The organism is Micromonospora arida, from assembly GCF_042873195.1.
GTDB classification, from domain to species: Bacteria; Actinomycetota; Actinomycetes; order Mycobacteriales; family Micromonosporaceae; genus Micromonospora; species Micromonospora arida.
Genome location: NZ_JBIALC010000002.1, coordinates 12,485 through 28,157 on the forward strand (window position 1 = coordinate 12,485; position 15,673 = coordinate 28,157).

Consider the following 15,673-nt stretch of genomic DNA (forward strand, 5'->3'; position numbering starts at 1 on the left):
TCCGGCCTCGATCACCTGACCTGCGCCTACGCTGAGTGAATGAGCGACTTCCGTCGGTACGCGGGTGAGTTCCTCGGCACCCTGCTGCTGGTGTTCTTCGGGGTGGGCAGCGCGGTCGCCGCACGGGTCCAGGGAGGCGTGGTGGTGGTGGCGCTGGCCTTCGGGTTCGTGATGGTGGCCCTCGTCTACACGATCGGCCCGCTCTCCGGCAGCCACGTCAACCCGGCGGTGACGCTCGGTGTGCTGCTCTCCGGCAAGATCTCGGTGCTCGGGGCGGTGGCGTACTGGATCGCGCAGTTCGTCGGCGCGACCGTCGCGGGCTTCGTGCTCTGGGCGCTCACCCGATGGGGTGACGTAGCGGACCAGACCGGGGCCCTGGGCACGAACGGTTACGGCGCGCACATCAACCGGGGCGGGGCGGCCGTGCTGGAAGTCGTGCTGACCTTCCTCTTCGTGCTGGTCGTGCTGGTGGTGACGAGTCGGAGCGAAAATCCGGGCACCGCCGGGCTGGCCATCGGGTTGGCCCTGGCCGTGACCCAACTGGTGGGTGTGACGCTGACCGGCGCGGCGGTCAATCCGGCCCGCGCGTTCGGTCCGGCGGTCTTCGAGGGCGGCGTGGCGCTACGGCAACTCTGGGTGTTCATCGTCTTCCCGCTGCTCGGCGGGGCGCTCGCCGCGCTGGTCGCACCACTGGTGATGGGGGCGCAGCGGCACTACTGGGGTGGCCACGAGAAGACGGTCGGTGGGCCGAAGTAGCCCAGACGGCAATAACTTTCGCCTGAGGGCCTTCTCTGGCGAATATCTCCGTGACAGCATCAGCAGATGCATCGCCGCCACTTTCCCCGGGCCCTCGCACTGGTCGCGCTGGTCGCGCTGGTCGCCACCGGGGCCACCGCCGCCGCGCCCGGTGCCACGGCCGAGTCGCCCACCCCCGCGACGACCAACCTGCGTGCCACCATCGACACGATCCTCGCCGACACCCGGTTGGCCGGCGCGCAGGCGTCGGTGGTCGTGGTCGACACCAGCACGGGACAGACGCTCTACGACCGCAACGGTGACCGCCGGCTGGTTCCGGCGTCCAACACCAAGCTGCTGACCTCGACGGCCGCCCTTGAGCTGCTCGGCCCGGGCCACCGCTTCAGCACCGACGTACGGGCCAGCGGCAAGCGCCGTGCGGGCCTGCTCTCCGGCAACCTCTACCTGCGCGGCGGAGGCGACCCGACAATGCTCGCCGCCGACTACGACGCGCTCGCCGCGCAGGTCGCCGCCGACGGCGTACGGGTGGTCACCGGAAACCTGGTCGCCGACGACACCCGCTACGACCGCACCCGACTCGGCCCCGACTGGACCTGGGACGACGAGCCCTACTACTACGCCGCCCAGGTCTCCGCGCTGACCGTGGCCCCGGACACCGACTACGACGCGGGCACCGTGATCGTGCACGCCGCACCGGCCGACAGGGCCGGCGCCCCACCGGTGGTCACCACCACCCCCGCCACCGGGTACGTCCGCGTCGACAACCGCGCCCAGACGGTCAGCGACGGCGAGACCTCGATCTCGATCGAGCGTGAGCACGGCGGCAACACCGTCGTGGTGACCGGTCAGATCGCCGTCGGCGACGAGCCCGCCAGCGACTGGGTCACCGTCTGGGAACCCACCGGCTACGCGGCCGACGTGTTCCGGGCAGCGCTGCACCGACACGGCATCCGGGTGCTCGGCCGGACCGTGCTCGGCCAGCCCACCCCGGAGAGGGCCCACCCGGTGGCACGCCACGACTCGATGAGCCTGGGCGAGTTGATGACGCCGTTCTTGAAGCTGTCCAACAACGGGCACGCCGAGGTGTTGACCAAGGAGATCGGCCGGGTGCTCTCCGGCTCGGGCACCTGGACGGCCGGTCTCACCGCAATCAGCGAGTATGTCGCCGACACCGGAATGGACACCGGGAAACTGCGCCAGCGTGACGGCTCAGGGTTGTCCCGGCGCAACCTGATCCCGGCGACGGAGTTCGTTGACCTGCTGAGCGCCGTCCGCGCCGAGCCGTGGTTCGCGACCTGGTACGCGGCGCTGCCGATCGCCGGTCAGCCCGAGCGGTTCGTCGGCGGCACCCTGCGCAGCCGGATGGCCGGCACGCCGGCCGCCGGCAACGTGCACGCCAAGACCGGCAGCCTGACCGGTGTCTCCGGGCTCTCCGGCTACGTCACCAGCGCCGATGGTCGACTGTTGGCGTTCTCCATCCTGCTGAACAACTACCTCACGGCGTCGGTGAAGTCGCTCGAGGACCAGATCGCCGTGGCGTTGGCCGGCTTCCGCGAGGGTGGTGCGTCGTCGGCACGGGTGGCCCGGCCGGCGGTGCCGGAGACGCCGCGCACCCCGGAGGGCGTCGAGTGCTCCTGGGTCAAACCGATCACCTGCTGAGCGACGGCCGGGAGGCGCGAACGCGCCTCCCGGCCCAGCGAGCGCTCAGGCCGGACGGTCCGGTGGGGGGACCACCGCCGTCGGGTCACCACGTTCGATGAGCGCGGCGATCTCAGCGGCCCGCAGCCCGCGCAGCGCCAGCACCCGGGTGCCCCAGCGGTGCAGGCGGCACGGGTGCGGGCTGGCATCGTTACGGCAGACCACACCCCCGGACCACCGTCGGGGGGCGTGCACCACCACCGCCCGTACGGCGAACTGGGTGTCCTCGCCCGTCACGTACGGCGGCAGGGGGATGTCGCGAAGAACCTCACCGGACGCTTCACCGGTGCCGGACGAAGCGGCACGACGGACGCGGTGGGCGGTGCTGCTGCTCATCTCCGCTGCCTCCACACTGGATGGTCGGATGGGGACAGCAGAAAGTTACGACGCATTCGACAGTCCGCGACGGACAAACTGTCCCGCTGTCCGAAAGCGCAGCGATCAGTCAGTCAACGCACCGTCACGGCCTGGAGGCCGACGTTGCCGCAGTGCGGCGTGAAGACCTTCTCGACGGTCCAGTTCAGCAGCAGCCGGGCGCCCCTCGGCACTGTGAAGCGGATGGTGAACTGGGCGCTCTGACTGGTGTACGGGTCTTCCAGGTGGGCGGTGCTGGCGGGCCCGCCGGTGGACAGCCGCGCTTCCAGTCGCCCCCGGGCCATCCAGATGCCACCGTAGAGCTGGACCGTGCGCGGCTCACCACTGCCGGCGACGGCGAGGCTGAACCCGTTCCCTGCGCCGCAGGCGTAGACGCCGTTGGAGCTGCCGTTCGTCGACCGCTCCGGCGTGCCGTCGGCCCAGCGCACGTACTCCTGGTTGCCGTCCCAGCCGACCCGCCGGCCTGGGCCACCCCCGTCGATGATCTCGCCGGAGCCGGAGCGCTTGCGGTTCGTCGACCTGCCGCCGCGCTCCCCCCAGTGCACCCAGTCCCGGGCGCCCACGGCGGTGAGGTCGACGATGGCGGGCATCTCGCCCCGGCTCACCGTCAGCGCGGGCGCACCGGGCTTCGCCGGTGGCGGGGCGGGCTCGCTGGTTGACGGCGTCGGGTCCGGCGAGGGCGGGCGCTGGCGCGGACGCAGACCGGGCGTCGCCGGCCCCGCTTCGCCGGTGCGCCCGTCGGCGGCCGGGAGACCGGGGGGACGAGCGGACACGCCCCCCGGACCCGCCTGGTCGTCGTCCGGCGCCGGAGCGGACCGGGTGGCGAGGTACGAGACCAACATCACCAGGCAGACGAGTACGGCGGCTCCCTCCACCGCCCAGCGCCGCCGCCGTCGGGCGCGGCGCAACACCCTGCGGGTCACCCCGGCGGTAATGGCACGCGGACGGTGCTTCGGCGGCGCGTCGCCTGCCCTCGAACCAGCCCGCGTGCGGTCTTCGTCCGCCACCGACCCCTCCAACTCCGCCGCCCGGCCGTTTTGGACCGCCGAGGACCACACCATCCACTGTGGGCAGTTTCACGTTTACCCGGGCGTGGACGACACGCTAGATCCGGACTGCCGGACGTGTCCAGCCCACAATGGGACGCTGTCGGACAACCCGGCCGCTCCGAACGGGCACTTCGGCAGACCAGCAGCGCCTTCTCGGGTCAGCCGATCCGGAAGCCGAGCAGTTGCGCGACGACCACGGCCTGCTCGACGTCGATCACGGCACCGGCCCGCTCGACGACCGTCGGGTCCAGCGCGGTGAGATCGCTGCCCCGCAGGTCGGCGCCGCCGAGCCGGACGTTGGTCAGCTGCGCCCCGGAAAGATCGACACCGGTGACCGTAGCACCGGTCAGATTGGCTCTGGTGAGGTCCACCTCGCGCATGCGCACCCCGGTCAGCCGGACACCACGCAGGTCGGCACCGGGCAACGCGACGAAGGACCAGTCACCGCCGTCCACCGTCAACGGGCGCAGATCGCACTCGCTGAAGGTGCTGCCGACCAGCTTGCAGCCGGTGAACTCGGCCTCGAAGAAGTTGCACCGCCGAAACACGCAACGGGTGAAGGCGGAGTCGACATGTCGGGAGGCGTTGAACGCCACGTTGCCGAACGTGCAGCCGGTGAAGACCGCACCCCTGCTCACCGCCTCGGTCAGGTCCACCCCGAAGAACTCGCAACCCACGAAGTGCCGGTCGGTCAGCTCCTCGCCGTACCAGTCCTCGTTGCGGAAGGTCACGTCCTCGGTCAACTCCGGCATCCGGCCAGGTTAGTGGGCGCCGCCGACAGCCGACGGCCGGCGGGCCGGTGCCGGCCCCCTTCCGGTGTCGGTGTACCGGCGAGTACGTTCGGCGGCGTGAGTGTGGCTCGGAGCAAGGACCCGGATCAGATCGGTTTCGACAGGGCGCGGCTGGCGCGGATCGACGAGCACTTCGGCCGGTACGTCGACGACGGCCGGCTGGCCGGCTGGCAGGTGGTGGTCACCCGTCGCGGCGAGGTGGCGCACTCCTCGACGTACGGGCTGCGCGACCGGGAGTCGGGCGCACCGGTCGAGGCCGACACCCTGTGGCGGATCTACTCGATGACAAAGCCGGTCACCTCGGTCGCGGCGATGATGCTGTGGGAGGAGGGGCGGTTCGAGCTGACCGACGAGATCGGCCGATGGCTGCCCGAGTTCGCCGACCTGCGGGTCTACTCCAAGGGGTCGGCGCTCAAGCCGTACACCGTGCCGGCGGTCGAGCCGATCCGGGTCTGGCACCTGCTCACCCACACGGCCGGCCTGACGTACGGCTTCATGCAGACCTCGGTGGTCGACGGGCTCTACCGGGCCGCCGGCTACGACCTGTACCCGCCGGCGGACGTCGACCTGGCCGGCGCCTGCGCGGCCTTCGGCGAGCTGCCGCTGCTGTTTCAGCCCGGCTCGGCGTGGGGCTACTCCGTCGCCACCGACGTGCTCGGCCGACTCGTCGAGGTGATCTCCGGGCAGAGCCTCGACGCGTTCTTCGCCGACCGGATCTTCGGCCCACTGGGCATGACCGACACCCGCTGGTGGGCCGAGGGCGACGAGGCCGACCGGCTGGCCGCGCTCTACGTGCCGGAACCGCGCAGCGGCCGGGCCGTCCGCTACGACAGCCTGGGGTCGCTCGCGTTCAGCAAGCCGGCGCTGCTCTCCGGCGGTGGCGGCCTGATCTCCAGCGCCGCCGACTACCACCGATTCACGCAGTTGCTGCTGCGTGGCGGCGAGCTGGACGGCGTCCGGCTACTCGGGCCGCGCACGGTGCGGTTCATGACCCGCAACCACCTGCCCGGCGGGCAGGACCTGGGCACCCTGTCCACCGGCGGCTTCGCCGAGACCACCCTGGACGGGATCGGCTTCGGCCTCGGCTTCGCGGTGGTCGACGACCCGATCCCCAGCCGGGTGCCCAGCAGCGTCGGCGAGTACTACTGGGGCGGGGTGGCCAGCACCGCGTTCTGGGTCGACCCGGCCGAGGAGATCACCGCGCTGCTGTTCACGCAGCTCATGCCGTCGAGCACCTACCCGCTCCGCTCCCAGCTGCGCCAGCTCGTCTACGCCGCCTTGATCGACTGACGGGATCGTCGTTCCACCAACCGGGAGCTGGCCCAGTCCTTAGCCTGAGCTGGTGAGCACCATCGTCGTGTTTGGCGCGGGCGGCACCGCCGGTTCGCGGGTCGTTGCCGAGGCGGTCGACCGGGGGCGATCGTCGACGAGATCGAGCAGCCGCGACACCCGAACACCCGCTTCACCGCCGCGTACTGACCCGGGTGCTGGGCCAGCCGCGGTCAGTCGGCGAGGCGGGCCGGGAAGCCACCGGTGGCGATCGGACCCCAGGCGTCGATGGTGACCCGGATCAGCGACTTACCCTGACGCACCATCGCCGCCCGGTAGTCGTCCCAGTCCGGGTGCTCACCGGAGATGCTGCGGAAGTATTCGACCAGCGGCTCCAGCGCCTCGGGCAGGTCGAGCACCTCGGCGATGCCGTCGATCTGCACCCAGGGGCCGTTCCAGTCGTCGCTGAGCACGCAGGCCGAGACCCGGGGGTCGCGGCGGAGGTTGCTCACCTTGGCCCGCTCGGGGTAGGTGGAGACGACCAGCCGCCCCTGCCCGTCGACCCCGGCGGAGACCGGGGAGGACTGCGGTCGCCCGTCAGCCCGGGTGGTCATCAGCACGACGCGGTGTCGCGGCCGGAGGAAGTCGAGCAGGCCGTCCCGGTCGACCCGGGTGTTCCTTGCGATGCTGGGTGCCATTCCCCGTTCCTACCAGGGTGCGGGCCCAGCGGCGGCGGCGGGTCAGCGGGGTGGGGCTGCGGCGCGGTGCACCGCCTGGGTGGGCACCCGGGGACGGCCGGACGGACGCCAGGCCCGACCGTTGGCGTAGATCACCCGAAAACCGAGGTACGACGCGAGCGGCGCCCAGTGGGCGGAGCCCATCCGCAGCTCGGCCGCATTGTGTCGCTGGCCGTTGGCGAGCACGTCGAGAAGCACGGTTTCGAAGGCCGCCGATTCGACCCAGTCGACTTCCCGGGTGAAACCGCAGATCAGGGCGGCTCCGGTGACCTCCAGGAACTCGCGGAGCACCGCGTCCGAGGCGCGCAGCACCGAGCAGCTGCCGAAGTAGAGTCGCCGCCCCTCCGCGCGGCCGGCCATCAACTCGGCCACCTCGTTCAACTCCACCGACTGCCAGTCGGTGAGGCAGAGCCGGCTCGGCTCACCGTGCATGGCGAAGAAGCCGACCCGGTGGTCGGCGTACTGCTTGAGCAGCCAACGGTCCAGGAAGTAGAACAACTCGTCGCGGGTGGCCGCGTCCTTGTGGATGAAGCGGATCTTGCCCAGCCGCTCCAGCAGCTCCAGCGTGGGCAGCACCGAGCCCCGCTCGTTGAGGTCACGGTGCCACTGACCCTCGACACAGAAGACGCCACCGCGTGCCACGCGCACCTCCGCCAGTCCGCCGCCCCGGAGCTGACGTTACCGGCCGCCACCACCCCGGGAACATCACCCTCCGTGTGGCAGATTGCGACGTTCGGTGCCCTTGGCCGCAGGAGGGGTGATCGGTCGGGAATGGCTGTTTCGCAAATCAGCCGAATTCCCAGCCAATACCCAGGCACAGCGGATTGTGAGCACGATTCTCGTTAACCACCTCCAACGGCACTGATCAGTGCGAGGGTGGAAATCACGGGACTTCTCGGTCGATGTCCTGGAGCCACCCCATTCGCTCTCCTATCGGGAGGACTTCTGTGCGCGTAAACACCTTGAAGCGGGTCGCCGTCGCATTCGCCCTGGCACTGCCCGGGGCCGCAATCGCCACGGTGATCGCCGCACCGGCGGCGTACGCGGACGGCTGTTACACCTGGAACCGCACCCTGACCCAGGGGCGCTCCGGCGACGACGTCCGCCAGTTGCAGATCCGGGTCGCCGGGTGGGCCGGCTACCGGGACATCGTGGAGAACGACGGCCGCTACGGGCCGAAGACCGCAGCCGCGGTCAAGCGGTTCCAGCAGGCGTACGGGCTGCGCGCCGACGGCATCGCCGGCCCACAGACCTTCGCCAAGCTGTACCAACTCCAGGACAACGACTGCACGCCCGCACACTTCAGCTACGGCGAACTCGACAACGGTTGCGGCGGGAGCGGGTGGAGCGGCGGCCCGTTGTCGGCGAACCAGACCAAGCAGAACGCGTTGCGCACCATGTGGAAGCTGGAGGCGCTGCGCAAGGGCCTCGGTGACAAGCCGCTCTACGTGTCGAGTGGGTACCGCAGTCGCGCCTGCAACAACCAGGTCGGCGGCGCGTCCGACAGCCAACACCTGTACGGCAACGCGGCCGACGTGACCTCACGGACGTCCTCGCTGTGCCAGGTCGCCCGCGGCGCCCGTAACAACGGCTTCAGTGGGATCTACGGGCCGGGCTACCCCGACCACGACGACCATGTGCACGTCGACTCGCGTCGGGAGAACAACAGGGACGACAGCTCGAACACGACGAGCTGGTCCGCCCCGGACTGCGGGGTCGGCAACTGAGCCCACCCGCTCAGAGCGACGTCGGCCCGACGCGGAGGGGGAATCTTCGCGCCGGGCCGACGTCGTGTCGCCCCGGGTCGGATGGGCGGAGGGGTAGCGCGCTCAGCTCGCCCGGGGCCAGCGCGGCGCGGTGACGGGGGGAGTCACCGGCCGGCCAGCAGCGGTGGGTCGTACCCCCTGGGGGACGACCCGCGCGGCCTGTTGCCGCGACGGCCCGGTCGCCGTGAACGGGAACGGCACGTGCACGAACGGATTGCCATGCCGGATCAATGCCTCGATCTGGCGCTCGTTGAGCCCGTGTGTCTCCAACACCCGACGCCCCCAGCGGTGCAGCCGGCACGGGTAGGAGGCGCCGTCGTTGCGGCACAGCGGCCCGGTGGGCCACTCCTCGGCGGTGTGCACGACCACCGCCCGGACCGCGAGCCGGACATCCTCCGGGGTCAGTGGTGCCGGCATTGGCACCTCACCCAGTACCTGATCGATGGGATCCGTCGACTGCTCACCAACTCGCACGGCAGGCCTCCCGCAGTTCGGCAGCGGTGCGGCGGACCTACCGCACCGACATCCTCGGCCATGGGTACGGCGGACACCGGACGAAAGTTCAATTCCGGTACGCGGTAAGCAGATCCTCCGCCGACAAGACGCGGATGCCGTCGACGGCAGTGCCGCCGCTGCGCGAGACGGCAACGACCGGCACCGATTCGTCGGCGCCGGGGAGCCGAGACCGGTGCAGGAGCAGCCGGCCCAGGTCATGCGCGTCAAAGGGTCGGTTCTCCTGCCACTTGACCGATCCGACGAAGCTGATGCTCTGAGCGACGGGCCCACGGTCGGCGCCGACGATGTCGATCTCCGGGTCGTTGGTCCGGGTCCAGTAGCCGCCGATTGTCGCAGCCTCCGCCGGCAGATGGTCACTGGGCAGCCGGCGCAGCGCCTCCCGGACGACAGGTTCGATGGCCCGCCCCCGCCAGGACGTCCACGACCGGTCGATCCGGTCCAGAGTCAGGTCGCCCCGCCCTCGTTCGATCTCGGAGAGGTGCGGCCCCAGGAACGACAGCCAGAAGCGCAGGTACGGATCAGCCACCGCGTATCGGGTTTCCCGCGAGGGCTTGGTCGACAGCGGAACGGTGACCTCCACGGCCCGCTTCTGAGTCAGCAGGCGCAGGGCGCGGTTCAGGGACGCCTGCGGCAGATCCCCTGCCGCGCGGGAGATCAGCGAGAACGTCCGCTCACCGGAGCCGATGGCCCGCAGCACCAGACCCGCCTGGGACTGGGGCGGAAACTCCGCCGCCAGTGCCCGCTCACCGCTGACCAGCAGGGCAGAGGTCGGATCCCGTACCGCGTCGGTCAGATACTCGTGGACGGATGCGCCGGTCGGCCACTCGTCGAGGATCAGCGGCAAACCACCGGACACCAGGTAGGCGTCGAACGCGTCTGCGGCGGACAGGCCGAGCATGTCGCTGACGTCGGCCGGGCTCAGCGGCGGAATGACCATCTCCGTGGCTCGCTGATGGAACGGCCGGCCGTAATCGTCGAGGGCTTCCATCATGGCCAGGTCCGATCCGACACAGATCAGCAGGACCGGTCGCCGGGACAACTCGCGATCGAAGATCTTCTGCAGCGTTCCCTCGAAGCCCGGGTCGCTCGCGATGAGGTACGGCATCTCGTCCAGGACGACGACGCTCGGCCGGTCGGAGGGCAGCGCGGCGGCGAGCAGGGTCAACGCGGCATCCCACGTCTGTGGTTGCTGCTCCCGAAGGATGTGCGCACCCGGCAGCGTCGAGGCGGCCGCCTCCTCCACGAAGAGGGCGAGATCGGCTGCGACGGTCGGCTGCGCGGAGGCGGTGAAGAAGAGGTACGGCACCTCGGCCCGATCGACGAATTCCTCGACCAGCCGGGACTTGCCTACCCGTCGACGACCGCGCATGAGGAGGGCCCGCCCTGGTCGACCAGCGCGACCACTCCGTTGCACCCGAGCGAGCATGCCGCCCAGGAGGTGGAGTTCACGGTCCCGTCCGACAAAGCCGTCCACGATCACTCCTGACACTACCAATTATGGAACAACCAAAGATGAGTGTAACCTCATCCGGATTGGTGTGCCCGAAGTTGCTGGTCAGACGAGGCCGGCGTCGTGCACGAGCAGCGCCACCTGGACCCGGTTGTTCAGCTCCAGTCGGGTCAGCAGCCGGGAGACGTACGCCTTCACCGTCGCCACGCTCATGAACAGCTCCCCCGCGATCTCCGCGTTGGTGTGGCCCCGCCCCAGCGCGACCGCCACCTGCCGCTCCCGCTCGCTGAGCCCGGTGAGCAGCCGCAGCGCCCGTTCGCGGCGCGGGTCCGGGCCGACCGGGCCGGGGGCGGCGGCGGTCACATGGGCGATCAACGTCCGGGTCACCGTCGGCGAGAGCGTCGCCTCGCCCGCCGCGACCCGGCGTACGGCGCGCACGATCTCCGCCGGTGGGGTGTCCTTGAGCAGGAAACCGGCAGCCCCGGCGCGGAGCGCCCGCAGCACCTGTTCGTCGGCGTCGAAGGTGGTCAGCACCAGCACCTCCGGCGGGTGCGGTTGGGCACGCAGCGCCTCGGTGGCGGTCAGCCCGTCGACCCGGGGCATCCGGATGTCCATCAGCACCACGTCCGGGGCGTACGCGGCGACGGCCGCCGGCACCTCGCCACCGTCGGCCGCCTCGCCGACCACGGCCAGGTCCGGCAGACCGCCGAGGATCATCGAGAGCCCGGCCCGGACCAACGCGTCGTCGTCCACGATCAGCACGCGTACCGGCGGCGCGGCCGCGTCGGCCGGCCCGCTCGCGTCCGGCGGTCCGGCTGCGCCGGCAGGGCTGGTCACGCCGGCCACGGCAGCCAGGCCGCCAGCCGGAAGTCACCGCTGTCGTCCCGACCGTAGGCGAGTCGCCCGCCGGCCAGGGTCACCCGTTCACTGATGCCGACCAGGCCGGTGCCGGCCCCCGGCAGTGTGTCGCCGGCCGGCGCCCCCACCGGCCACCGGTTGCCGATCGCCACGGTCAGCCCGGCGCCCGGCCCCCCGGCCACGTCCACGGTGACGGCCGCGCCGGCAGCGTGCTTGCGGGCGTTGGTCAGCCCTTCCTGCACGATCCGGTACGCGGCCCGGCCCAGCGCCGCCGGCACCTCCCCCGGGCTGGCGACGCTGTCGCTGACATTCACCCGCACCCCGGCCGAGCGCGACTCGGCAATCAGGGCCGGCAGGTCGGCGAGGGTGGGCTGCGGCGGCTCGGGGGCGTCGCCTGTTCCGTCGCCCTCGGCGCGGAGCACCCCGATCACCTCCCGCAGGTCCTGGAGGGCGGCGTGCGCGCTGCCCCGGATCACCCCGGCGGCCCGGGCCACCTCGTCGGCCGGCGCGTCCGGGCGGAATTCCAGCGCACCCGCGTGCAGGCTGAGCAGCGAGATCCGGTGGGCCAACACGTCGTGCATCTCCCGGGCGATCCGGGTGCGCTCCAGGTGGCGGGCCTGGGAGACGCGCAGTTGTTGCTCCGCCTCGGCCCGCTCGGCCCGTTCCCGCAACGACACGATCAACTGCCGCCGAGCCCGGACGAACATCCCCCAAGCCAGCACGGCGAAGCTGAGCACCACACCCCAGGACGCGGTCTCCCAGTACGACATGTGCCGATCCGGACGCACCCAACTGAAGACGAGGTTGGTGAGAAGACCGGCACCAGTGACCGCAATCGCGATGGCCGTCCGTCGGTGCACCACCACGGTGAAGTAGAAGATCAACAGTGGGATGGCCGAGGCCATCGAGAACAGCGACAGTGGTGTCGTGGCCACCAACACCCCGAGCGGCCACCGTCGACGCAGCCAGAGCAGCCCGCAGCAGACCAGACCGAGCAGCGCGTCCACGCCGGTCATCCAGTCATGCGGCAGCGGGACCGCCAACGACGGATCCGGCGACAGGGCATCCGCGGTGACGAACAGCACCCAGAGCAGGGAGAGCAGGAAGGCCAGGGTGTCGACCGCCCAGTCCCGGGTGGTGCGGCGCGGCCGCCGCGTCGCCGCGTCCGGGCTGACCGCGCCGGCCAGCGCCCCGGGCAGCAGCCAGGGGTGCTCCGGAACGGCGAGGCTGGTCACGACACCAATGCTAGGCAGCCGACGGGCGACACGACCAGCTACCAAAGTCGAGACCCGCCGGTCGACCAAGGTCGACGCGGCACCGACCCGTGGCCGCAGCGGATGGCCGGGCGGCGCGGGCAGGCTCAACCGCATGATCACCGTAGAGAACCTCACCAAGCGGTACGGGCCACACCCGGCCGTGGACGACGTGTCGTTCCAGTGCGAGCCGGGCACCGTCACCGGCTTCCTCGGCCCCAACGGCGCCGGCAAGTCGACGACCATGCGCATGATCTGCGGGCTGACCACGCCGACCGCCGGCCGCGCCACCGTCTCCGGGCACCCGTACCAGGAGCTGCCCAACCCTGGGCGGGAGGTCGGGGTGCTGCTGGACGCCTCCGCCCAGCACGCCGGGCGCACCGGCCGCGAGGCGTTGACACTGTCCGCGTACACCATGGGTCTGGACCGGCGCGAGGTCGCCGCGAAGCTCGACCTGGTCGGGTTGAACGCGGTGGCCGCGAAGCGTCGGGTACGGGCGTACTCGTTGGGCATGCGCCAACGGCTCGGGCTGGCGCACGCGCTGCTCGGCGACCCCCGGGTGTTGATCCTCGACGAGCCGGCCAACGGCCTGGACCCGGAGGGGATCTTCTGGATGCGTGGCCTGCTGCGCGACTTCGCCGACCGGGGCGGCACCGTCCTTCTCTCCTCCCACCTGCTGCGCGAGGTGGAGGCGGTCGCGGACCGGCTGGTGGTTATCGGGGGCGGCCGGATCGTGGCCCAGGGCGACAAGAACGAGCTGCTGGCCGGCGGCGGCACTGTGGTCCGGGCCCGCGACAGTGCCGCGCTACGCCGGGCGCTGGAGGTGGCCAACCTGAGCGCCGCCGACAGCTCGGAGGGGCTGCTCGTGCAGGCCGACGCCGAGGCGGTCGGCCAGGCCGCCGCCGATGCCGGCGTCGCGTTGGCCGAGCTGCGCCCCGCCAGCGGCGGTGGCCTGGAACAACTCTTCCTCACCCTGACCGCCGGCGAATCGACCAAGGAGGCCGCCCGATGACCACCACCACCGCGCCCGCCGCCGGCGCCGTCGCGCCCCGGCACCACACTCCGGTACGCCGACCGTCGCTGCTCCGGCTCACCGGCGTGGAGGTGCGCAAGCTCGTCGACACCCGGGCCGGCCGCTGGCTGCTGATCACCATCGGCCTGATCGCCGCCGTGGTCGTGACCCTCCAGTTGATCTATGCGGACGACGCCGACCAGACGTTCTCCAACTTCTTCGTCCCCTCGCTGCTGCCGGTGGGGGTGCTGTTGCCCGTGCTGGGCATCCTGTCGATCACCAGCGAGTGGTCGCAACGTACCGCCCTCACCACGTACGCGCTGGTGCCCCGTCGGGAGCGGGTGGTGGCCGCCAAGCTGGTCGCGGTCATGGTGGCGGCGCTCGCTTCGGTGCTGGCCAGCCTCGCCCTCGCCGCCGTCGGGACGCTGGTGGCCTCCGCCATCGGAGGCGCCGGCACCTGGCAGCTCGACGGGTCGCTGATCGTGAACGCGGTGATCCTCCAGATCACCAGCGTGCTGATGGGCGCCGCCTTCGGTCTGCTGCTGCTCAACCCGCCGGTGGCCATCGTCGGCTACTTCCTGCTGCCCACCGTCTGGGGGGTGCTGGGCGAGATGGTCCGGCCCCTGCGCGGCCCCTCCGAATGGCTGGACACCAGCAAGACCATGGAACCGTTGTTCAGCAGCGACGCCGTCACCGGCGGGCAGTGGGGGCGGATAGCGGTCTCCCTGCTGGTCTGGATGGTCCTCCCGCTGGCCGCCGGGCTGTTCCGGACCCTGCGCCGCGAGGTGTCCTGACCATGGAGATGGCCAGCTACCGTCCGCGCACCGTGGTCAGCGGCGGCCCGCTGGAGCTGGCGGTCCTGTGGGGTGGCTTTCCGCTGCTCGGCGCGGGCGCCGGATGGCTCCTCGCGGCGGCGACGGGCTGGCTCGCCCGGCTGCCCTGGGTGCCGTTCAGCGACCTGATCGAGTGGTTGGACCGGCTGCCCGAGCCGCAGGCCACCGCCGGCACCATCGGGGTGGGCGTCCTGGCCGGCCTGGTCATCGCCGGGATCGGCACCGCCGAACGGTTGATCGTCACCGTCGACGGGGCGCAGGTCCAGCTGCGCCGCTCCGATGAGAACCGGACCATCGCCCGGGTCGACACCCGGGTGGTCTTCCTCGCCGACAAGCACCTGGTGCTGCTGGACGCCGACGGCGCGGAACTGGTCCGGGAGTCGACGGACCTGCCGGCCGCCCAACTGGCGGCGGCGTTCCGGGAGCACGGCTGGGGCTGGGCGGACGACGACCCGCACCGGTCGGCGTACCGGCTGTGGGTTCCGGACCTGCCCGGGTTGCCGGCCGGCGCGGACGCGCTGCTGCGCGCCCGGGGTCGGGCGATCGAGCGGGATCGCCGCGACGACGCCCGGGAGTTGCGCCGCGAGCTGGGCCAGATCGGGGTGGTGCTGCGCGACGAGGGCAAGCGGCAGTACTGGCGGTTGACCACCCGGGCCCTCGCCCCCGGGCCGGAGCAGCCGACTTCGGCCGAGCGGGAGGCGGACGGGCGGTAGCGTCTGTCCCAGCAGACCCTGGGAGCCGCACGATGACCGAACAGCAGCCGTACCGGGTGGTATCCCGACACCCCGGCTTCGAGCTGCGTCGGTACCCCGCCCACCTGGTGGCCGAGATGCAGATCCAGGCGTCGTTCACCCGGGCGCCGATCGAGGCGTTCCGGCCACTGACCGCGTACATCGGTGGCGCCAATCGGGCCCGGCACCCGATCGGCTCCGCCGCGCCGGCGATGGCGGCGGCCAGCGGCTCGGAGAAGATCGCCATGACCGTGCCGGTGGTGCAGATCGAGGGTGAGCGGCCGGGCGCATACCTGATCCAGTTCGTCATGCCGGCCAGCTTCACCACCGCCACCCTGCCCGAGCCGGTGGACGCCCGGGTGCGAATCCACGCGGTTCCGGCGCGGCTGGCGGCGGCGATGCGGTTCTCCGGGCGGTGGACGGAGCAGGCGTTCAGCCAGCGGGCCACGATGCTCGGCCGGTCGGTGACCGCGGCCGGGCTGCAACCGACCGGGGCCATCCGGTACGCGCGCTTCGACCCGCCGTGGAAGCCGTGGTTCCTGCGCCGCAACGAGGTAGTGCTGCCGGTCGTCGAGTGAG

The 15,673-nt window shown here is 71.5% G+C and carries 17 protein-coding genes; 8 read left to right on the forward strand and 9 right to left on the reverse strand.

Annotation, left to right across the window (positions count from 1 at the left end):
• Positions 1–39 precede the first annotated feature (39 nt).
• Positions 40–756 carry an MIP/aquaporin family protein gene (locus ACFYP0_RS06710; RefSeq protein WP_091393624.1) on the forward strand — a complete coding sequence of 239 codons (717 nt, stop codon included), beginning with the start codon at positions 40–42 and terminating at the stop codon, positions 754–756.
• Positions 757–822: 66 nt separating this feature from the next.
• Entirely contained in the window at positions 823–2,415 is a 1,593-nt protein-coding gene (gene dacB, locus ACFYP0_RS06715) for a D-alanyl-D-alanine carboxypeptidase/D-alanyl-D-alanine endopeptidase (RefSeq protein WP_355494288.1), read from the forward strand.
• Positions 2,416–2,460: 45 nt separating this feature from the next.
• Here dacB and ACFYP0_RS06720 read toward each other — a convergent pair whose 3' ends face one another.
• From ACFYP0_RS06720 to ACFYP0_RS06730, 3 genes are all read right to left on the reverse strand, one after another.
• The gene (locus ACFYP0_RS06720; protein WP_030331319.1) at positions 2,461–2,790 is read right to left on the reverse strand and encodes a hypothetical protein; all 330 of its coding nucleotides are present in this window, start codon (positions 2,788–2,790) and stop codon (positions 2,461–2,463) included.
• Between the two features lie 113 nt (positions 2,791–2,903).
• Positions 2,904–3,752 carry a hypothetical protein gene (locus ACFYP0_RS06725; protein ID WP_355494289.1) on the reverse strand — a complete coding sequence of 283 codons (849 nt, stop codon included), beginning with the start codon at positions 3,750–3,752 and terminating at the stop codon, positions 2,904–2,906.
• Between the two features lie 284 nt (positions 3,753–4,036).
• A complete protein-coding gene (locus ACFYP0_RS06730; protein WP_112582257.1) occupies positions 4,037–4,630 on the reverse strand; it encodes a pentapeptide repeat-containing protein in 594 nt (197 codons plus the stop codon).
• A gap of 96 nt (positions 4,631–4,726) precedes the next feature.
• Between ACFYP0_RS06730 and ACFYP0_RS06735 the strand changes: the two genes are divergently transcribed.
• Positions 4,727–5,959, forward strand: a complete 1,233-nt coding sequence (locus tag ACFYP0_RS06735) for a serine hydrolase domain-containing protein (protein WP_386994882.1) — start codon at positions 4,727–4,729, stop codon at positions 5,957–5,959.
• A gap of 212 nt (positions 5,960–6,171) precedes the next feature.
• Here the strand turns inward: ACFYP0_RS06735 and ACFYP0_RS06740 are convergent, their stop codons facing one another.
• Positions 6,172–6,636, reverse strand: coding sequence for a PPOX class F420-dependent oxidoreductase (locus ACFYP0_RS06740; RefSeq protein ID WP_386994884.1), 465 nt, complete (start codon positions 6,634–6,636; stop codon positions 6,172–6,174).
• A gap of 42 nt (positions 6,637–6,678) precedes the next feature.
• On the reverse strand, positions 6,679–7,317 hold the full coding sequence (locus ACFYP0_RS06745) for a DUF6642 family protein (RefSeq protein ID WP_124857839.1): 639 nt from the start codon (positions 7,315–7,317) through the stop codon (positions 6,679–6,681).
• 305 nt (positions 7,318–7,622) lie between these two features.
• Between ACFYP0_RS06745 and ACFYP0_RS06750 the strand changes: the two genes are divergently transcribed.
• Positions 7,623–8,402 carry a D-Ala-D-Ala carboxypeptidase family metallohydrolase gene (locus ACFYP0_RS06750; RefSeq protein ID WP_355494292.1) on the forward strand — a complete coding sequence of 260 codons (780 nt, stop codon included), beginning with the start codon at positions 7,623–7,625 and terminating at the stop codon, positions 8,400–8,402.
• Between the two features lie 102 nt (positions 8,403–8,504).
• Here ACFYP0_RS06750 and ACFYP0_RS06755 read toward each other — a convergent pair whose 3' ends face one another.
• The 4 genes from ACFYP0_RS06755 to ACFYP0_RS06770 all read right to left on the reverse strand — a co-directional run bounded on the left by ACFYP0_RS06755 (position 8,505) and on the right by ACFYP0_RS06770 (position 12,500).
• A complete protein-coding gene (locus ACFYP0_RS06755) occupies positions 8,505–8,858 on the reverse strand; it encodes a hypothetical protein (RefSeq protein WP_225855057.1) in 354 nt (117 codons plus the stop codon).
• Positions 8,859–9,003: 145 nt separating this feature from the next.
• Complete coding sequence (locus ACFYP0_RS06760; RefSeq protein WP_355494293.1) at positions 9,004–10,326, reverse strand: ATP-binding protein; 1,323 nt, start codon at positions 10,324–10,326, stop codon at positions 9,004–9,006.
• Positions 10,327–10,512: 186 nt separating this feature from the next.
• Complete coding sequence (locus ACFYP0_RS06765) at positions 10,513–11,262, reverse strand: response regulator (protein ID WP_124857835.1); 750 nt, start codon at positions 11,260–11,262, stop codon at positions 10,513–10,515.
• Positions 11,241–12,500 carry a sensor histidine kinase gene (locus ACFYP0_RS06770; RefSeq protein ID WP_355494294.1) on the reverse strand — a complete coding sequence of 420 codons (1,260 nt, stop codon included), beginning with the start codon at positions 12,498–12,500 and terminating at the stop codon, positions 11,241–11,243. Before ACFYP0_RS06770 ends, ACFYP0_RS06765 begins: the two co-directional genes overlap by 22 nt.
• A 133-nt stretch (positions 12,501–12,633) precedes the next feature.
• Here ACFYP0_RS06770 and ACFYP0_RS06775 point away from each other — a divergent pair, with 133 nt between their 5' ends.
• From ACFYP0_RS06775 to ACFYP0_RS06790, 4 genes are read left to right on the forward strand one after another with little or no spacing between them, the layout of a single operon-like run.
• Positions 12,634–13,530: an ABC transporter ATP-binding protein gene (locus tag ACFYP0_RS06775; protein ID WP_355494295.1), complete on the forward strand. Its 897-nt coding sequence runs from the start codon at positions 12,634–12,636 to the stop codon at positions 13,528–13,530.
• Entirely contained in the window at positions 13,527–14,324 is a 798-nt protein-coding gene (locus ACFYP0_RS06780) for an ABC transporter permease (protein ID WP_355494296.1), read from the forward strand. The genes ACFYP0_RS06775 and ACFYP0_RS06780 overlap by 4 nt, the downstream gene beginning before the upstream one ends.
• Before the next feature lie 2 nt (positions 14,325–14,326).
• Complete coding sequence (locus ACFYP0_RS06785) at positions 14,327–15,076, forward strand: YqeB family protein (RefSeq protein WP_355494297.1); 750 nt, start codon at positions 14,327–14,329, stop codon at positions 15,074–15,076.
• A gap of 32 nt (positions 15,077–15,108) precedes the next feature.
• Entirely contained in the window at positions 15,109–15,672 is a 564-nt protein-coding gene (locus tag ACFYP0_RS06790; protein WP_124857827.1) for an SOUL family heme-binding protein, read from the forward strand.
• The last annotated feature ends 1 nt before the right edge of the window (position 15,673 follow it).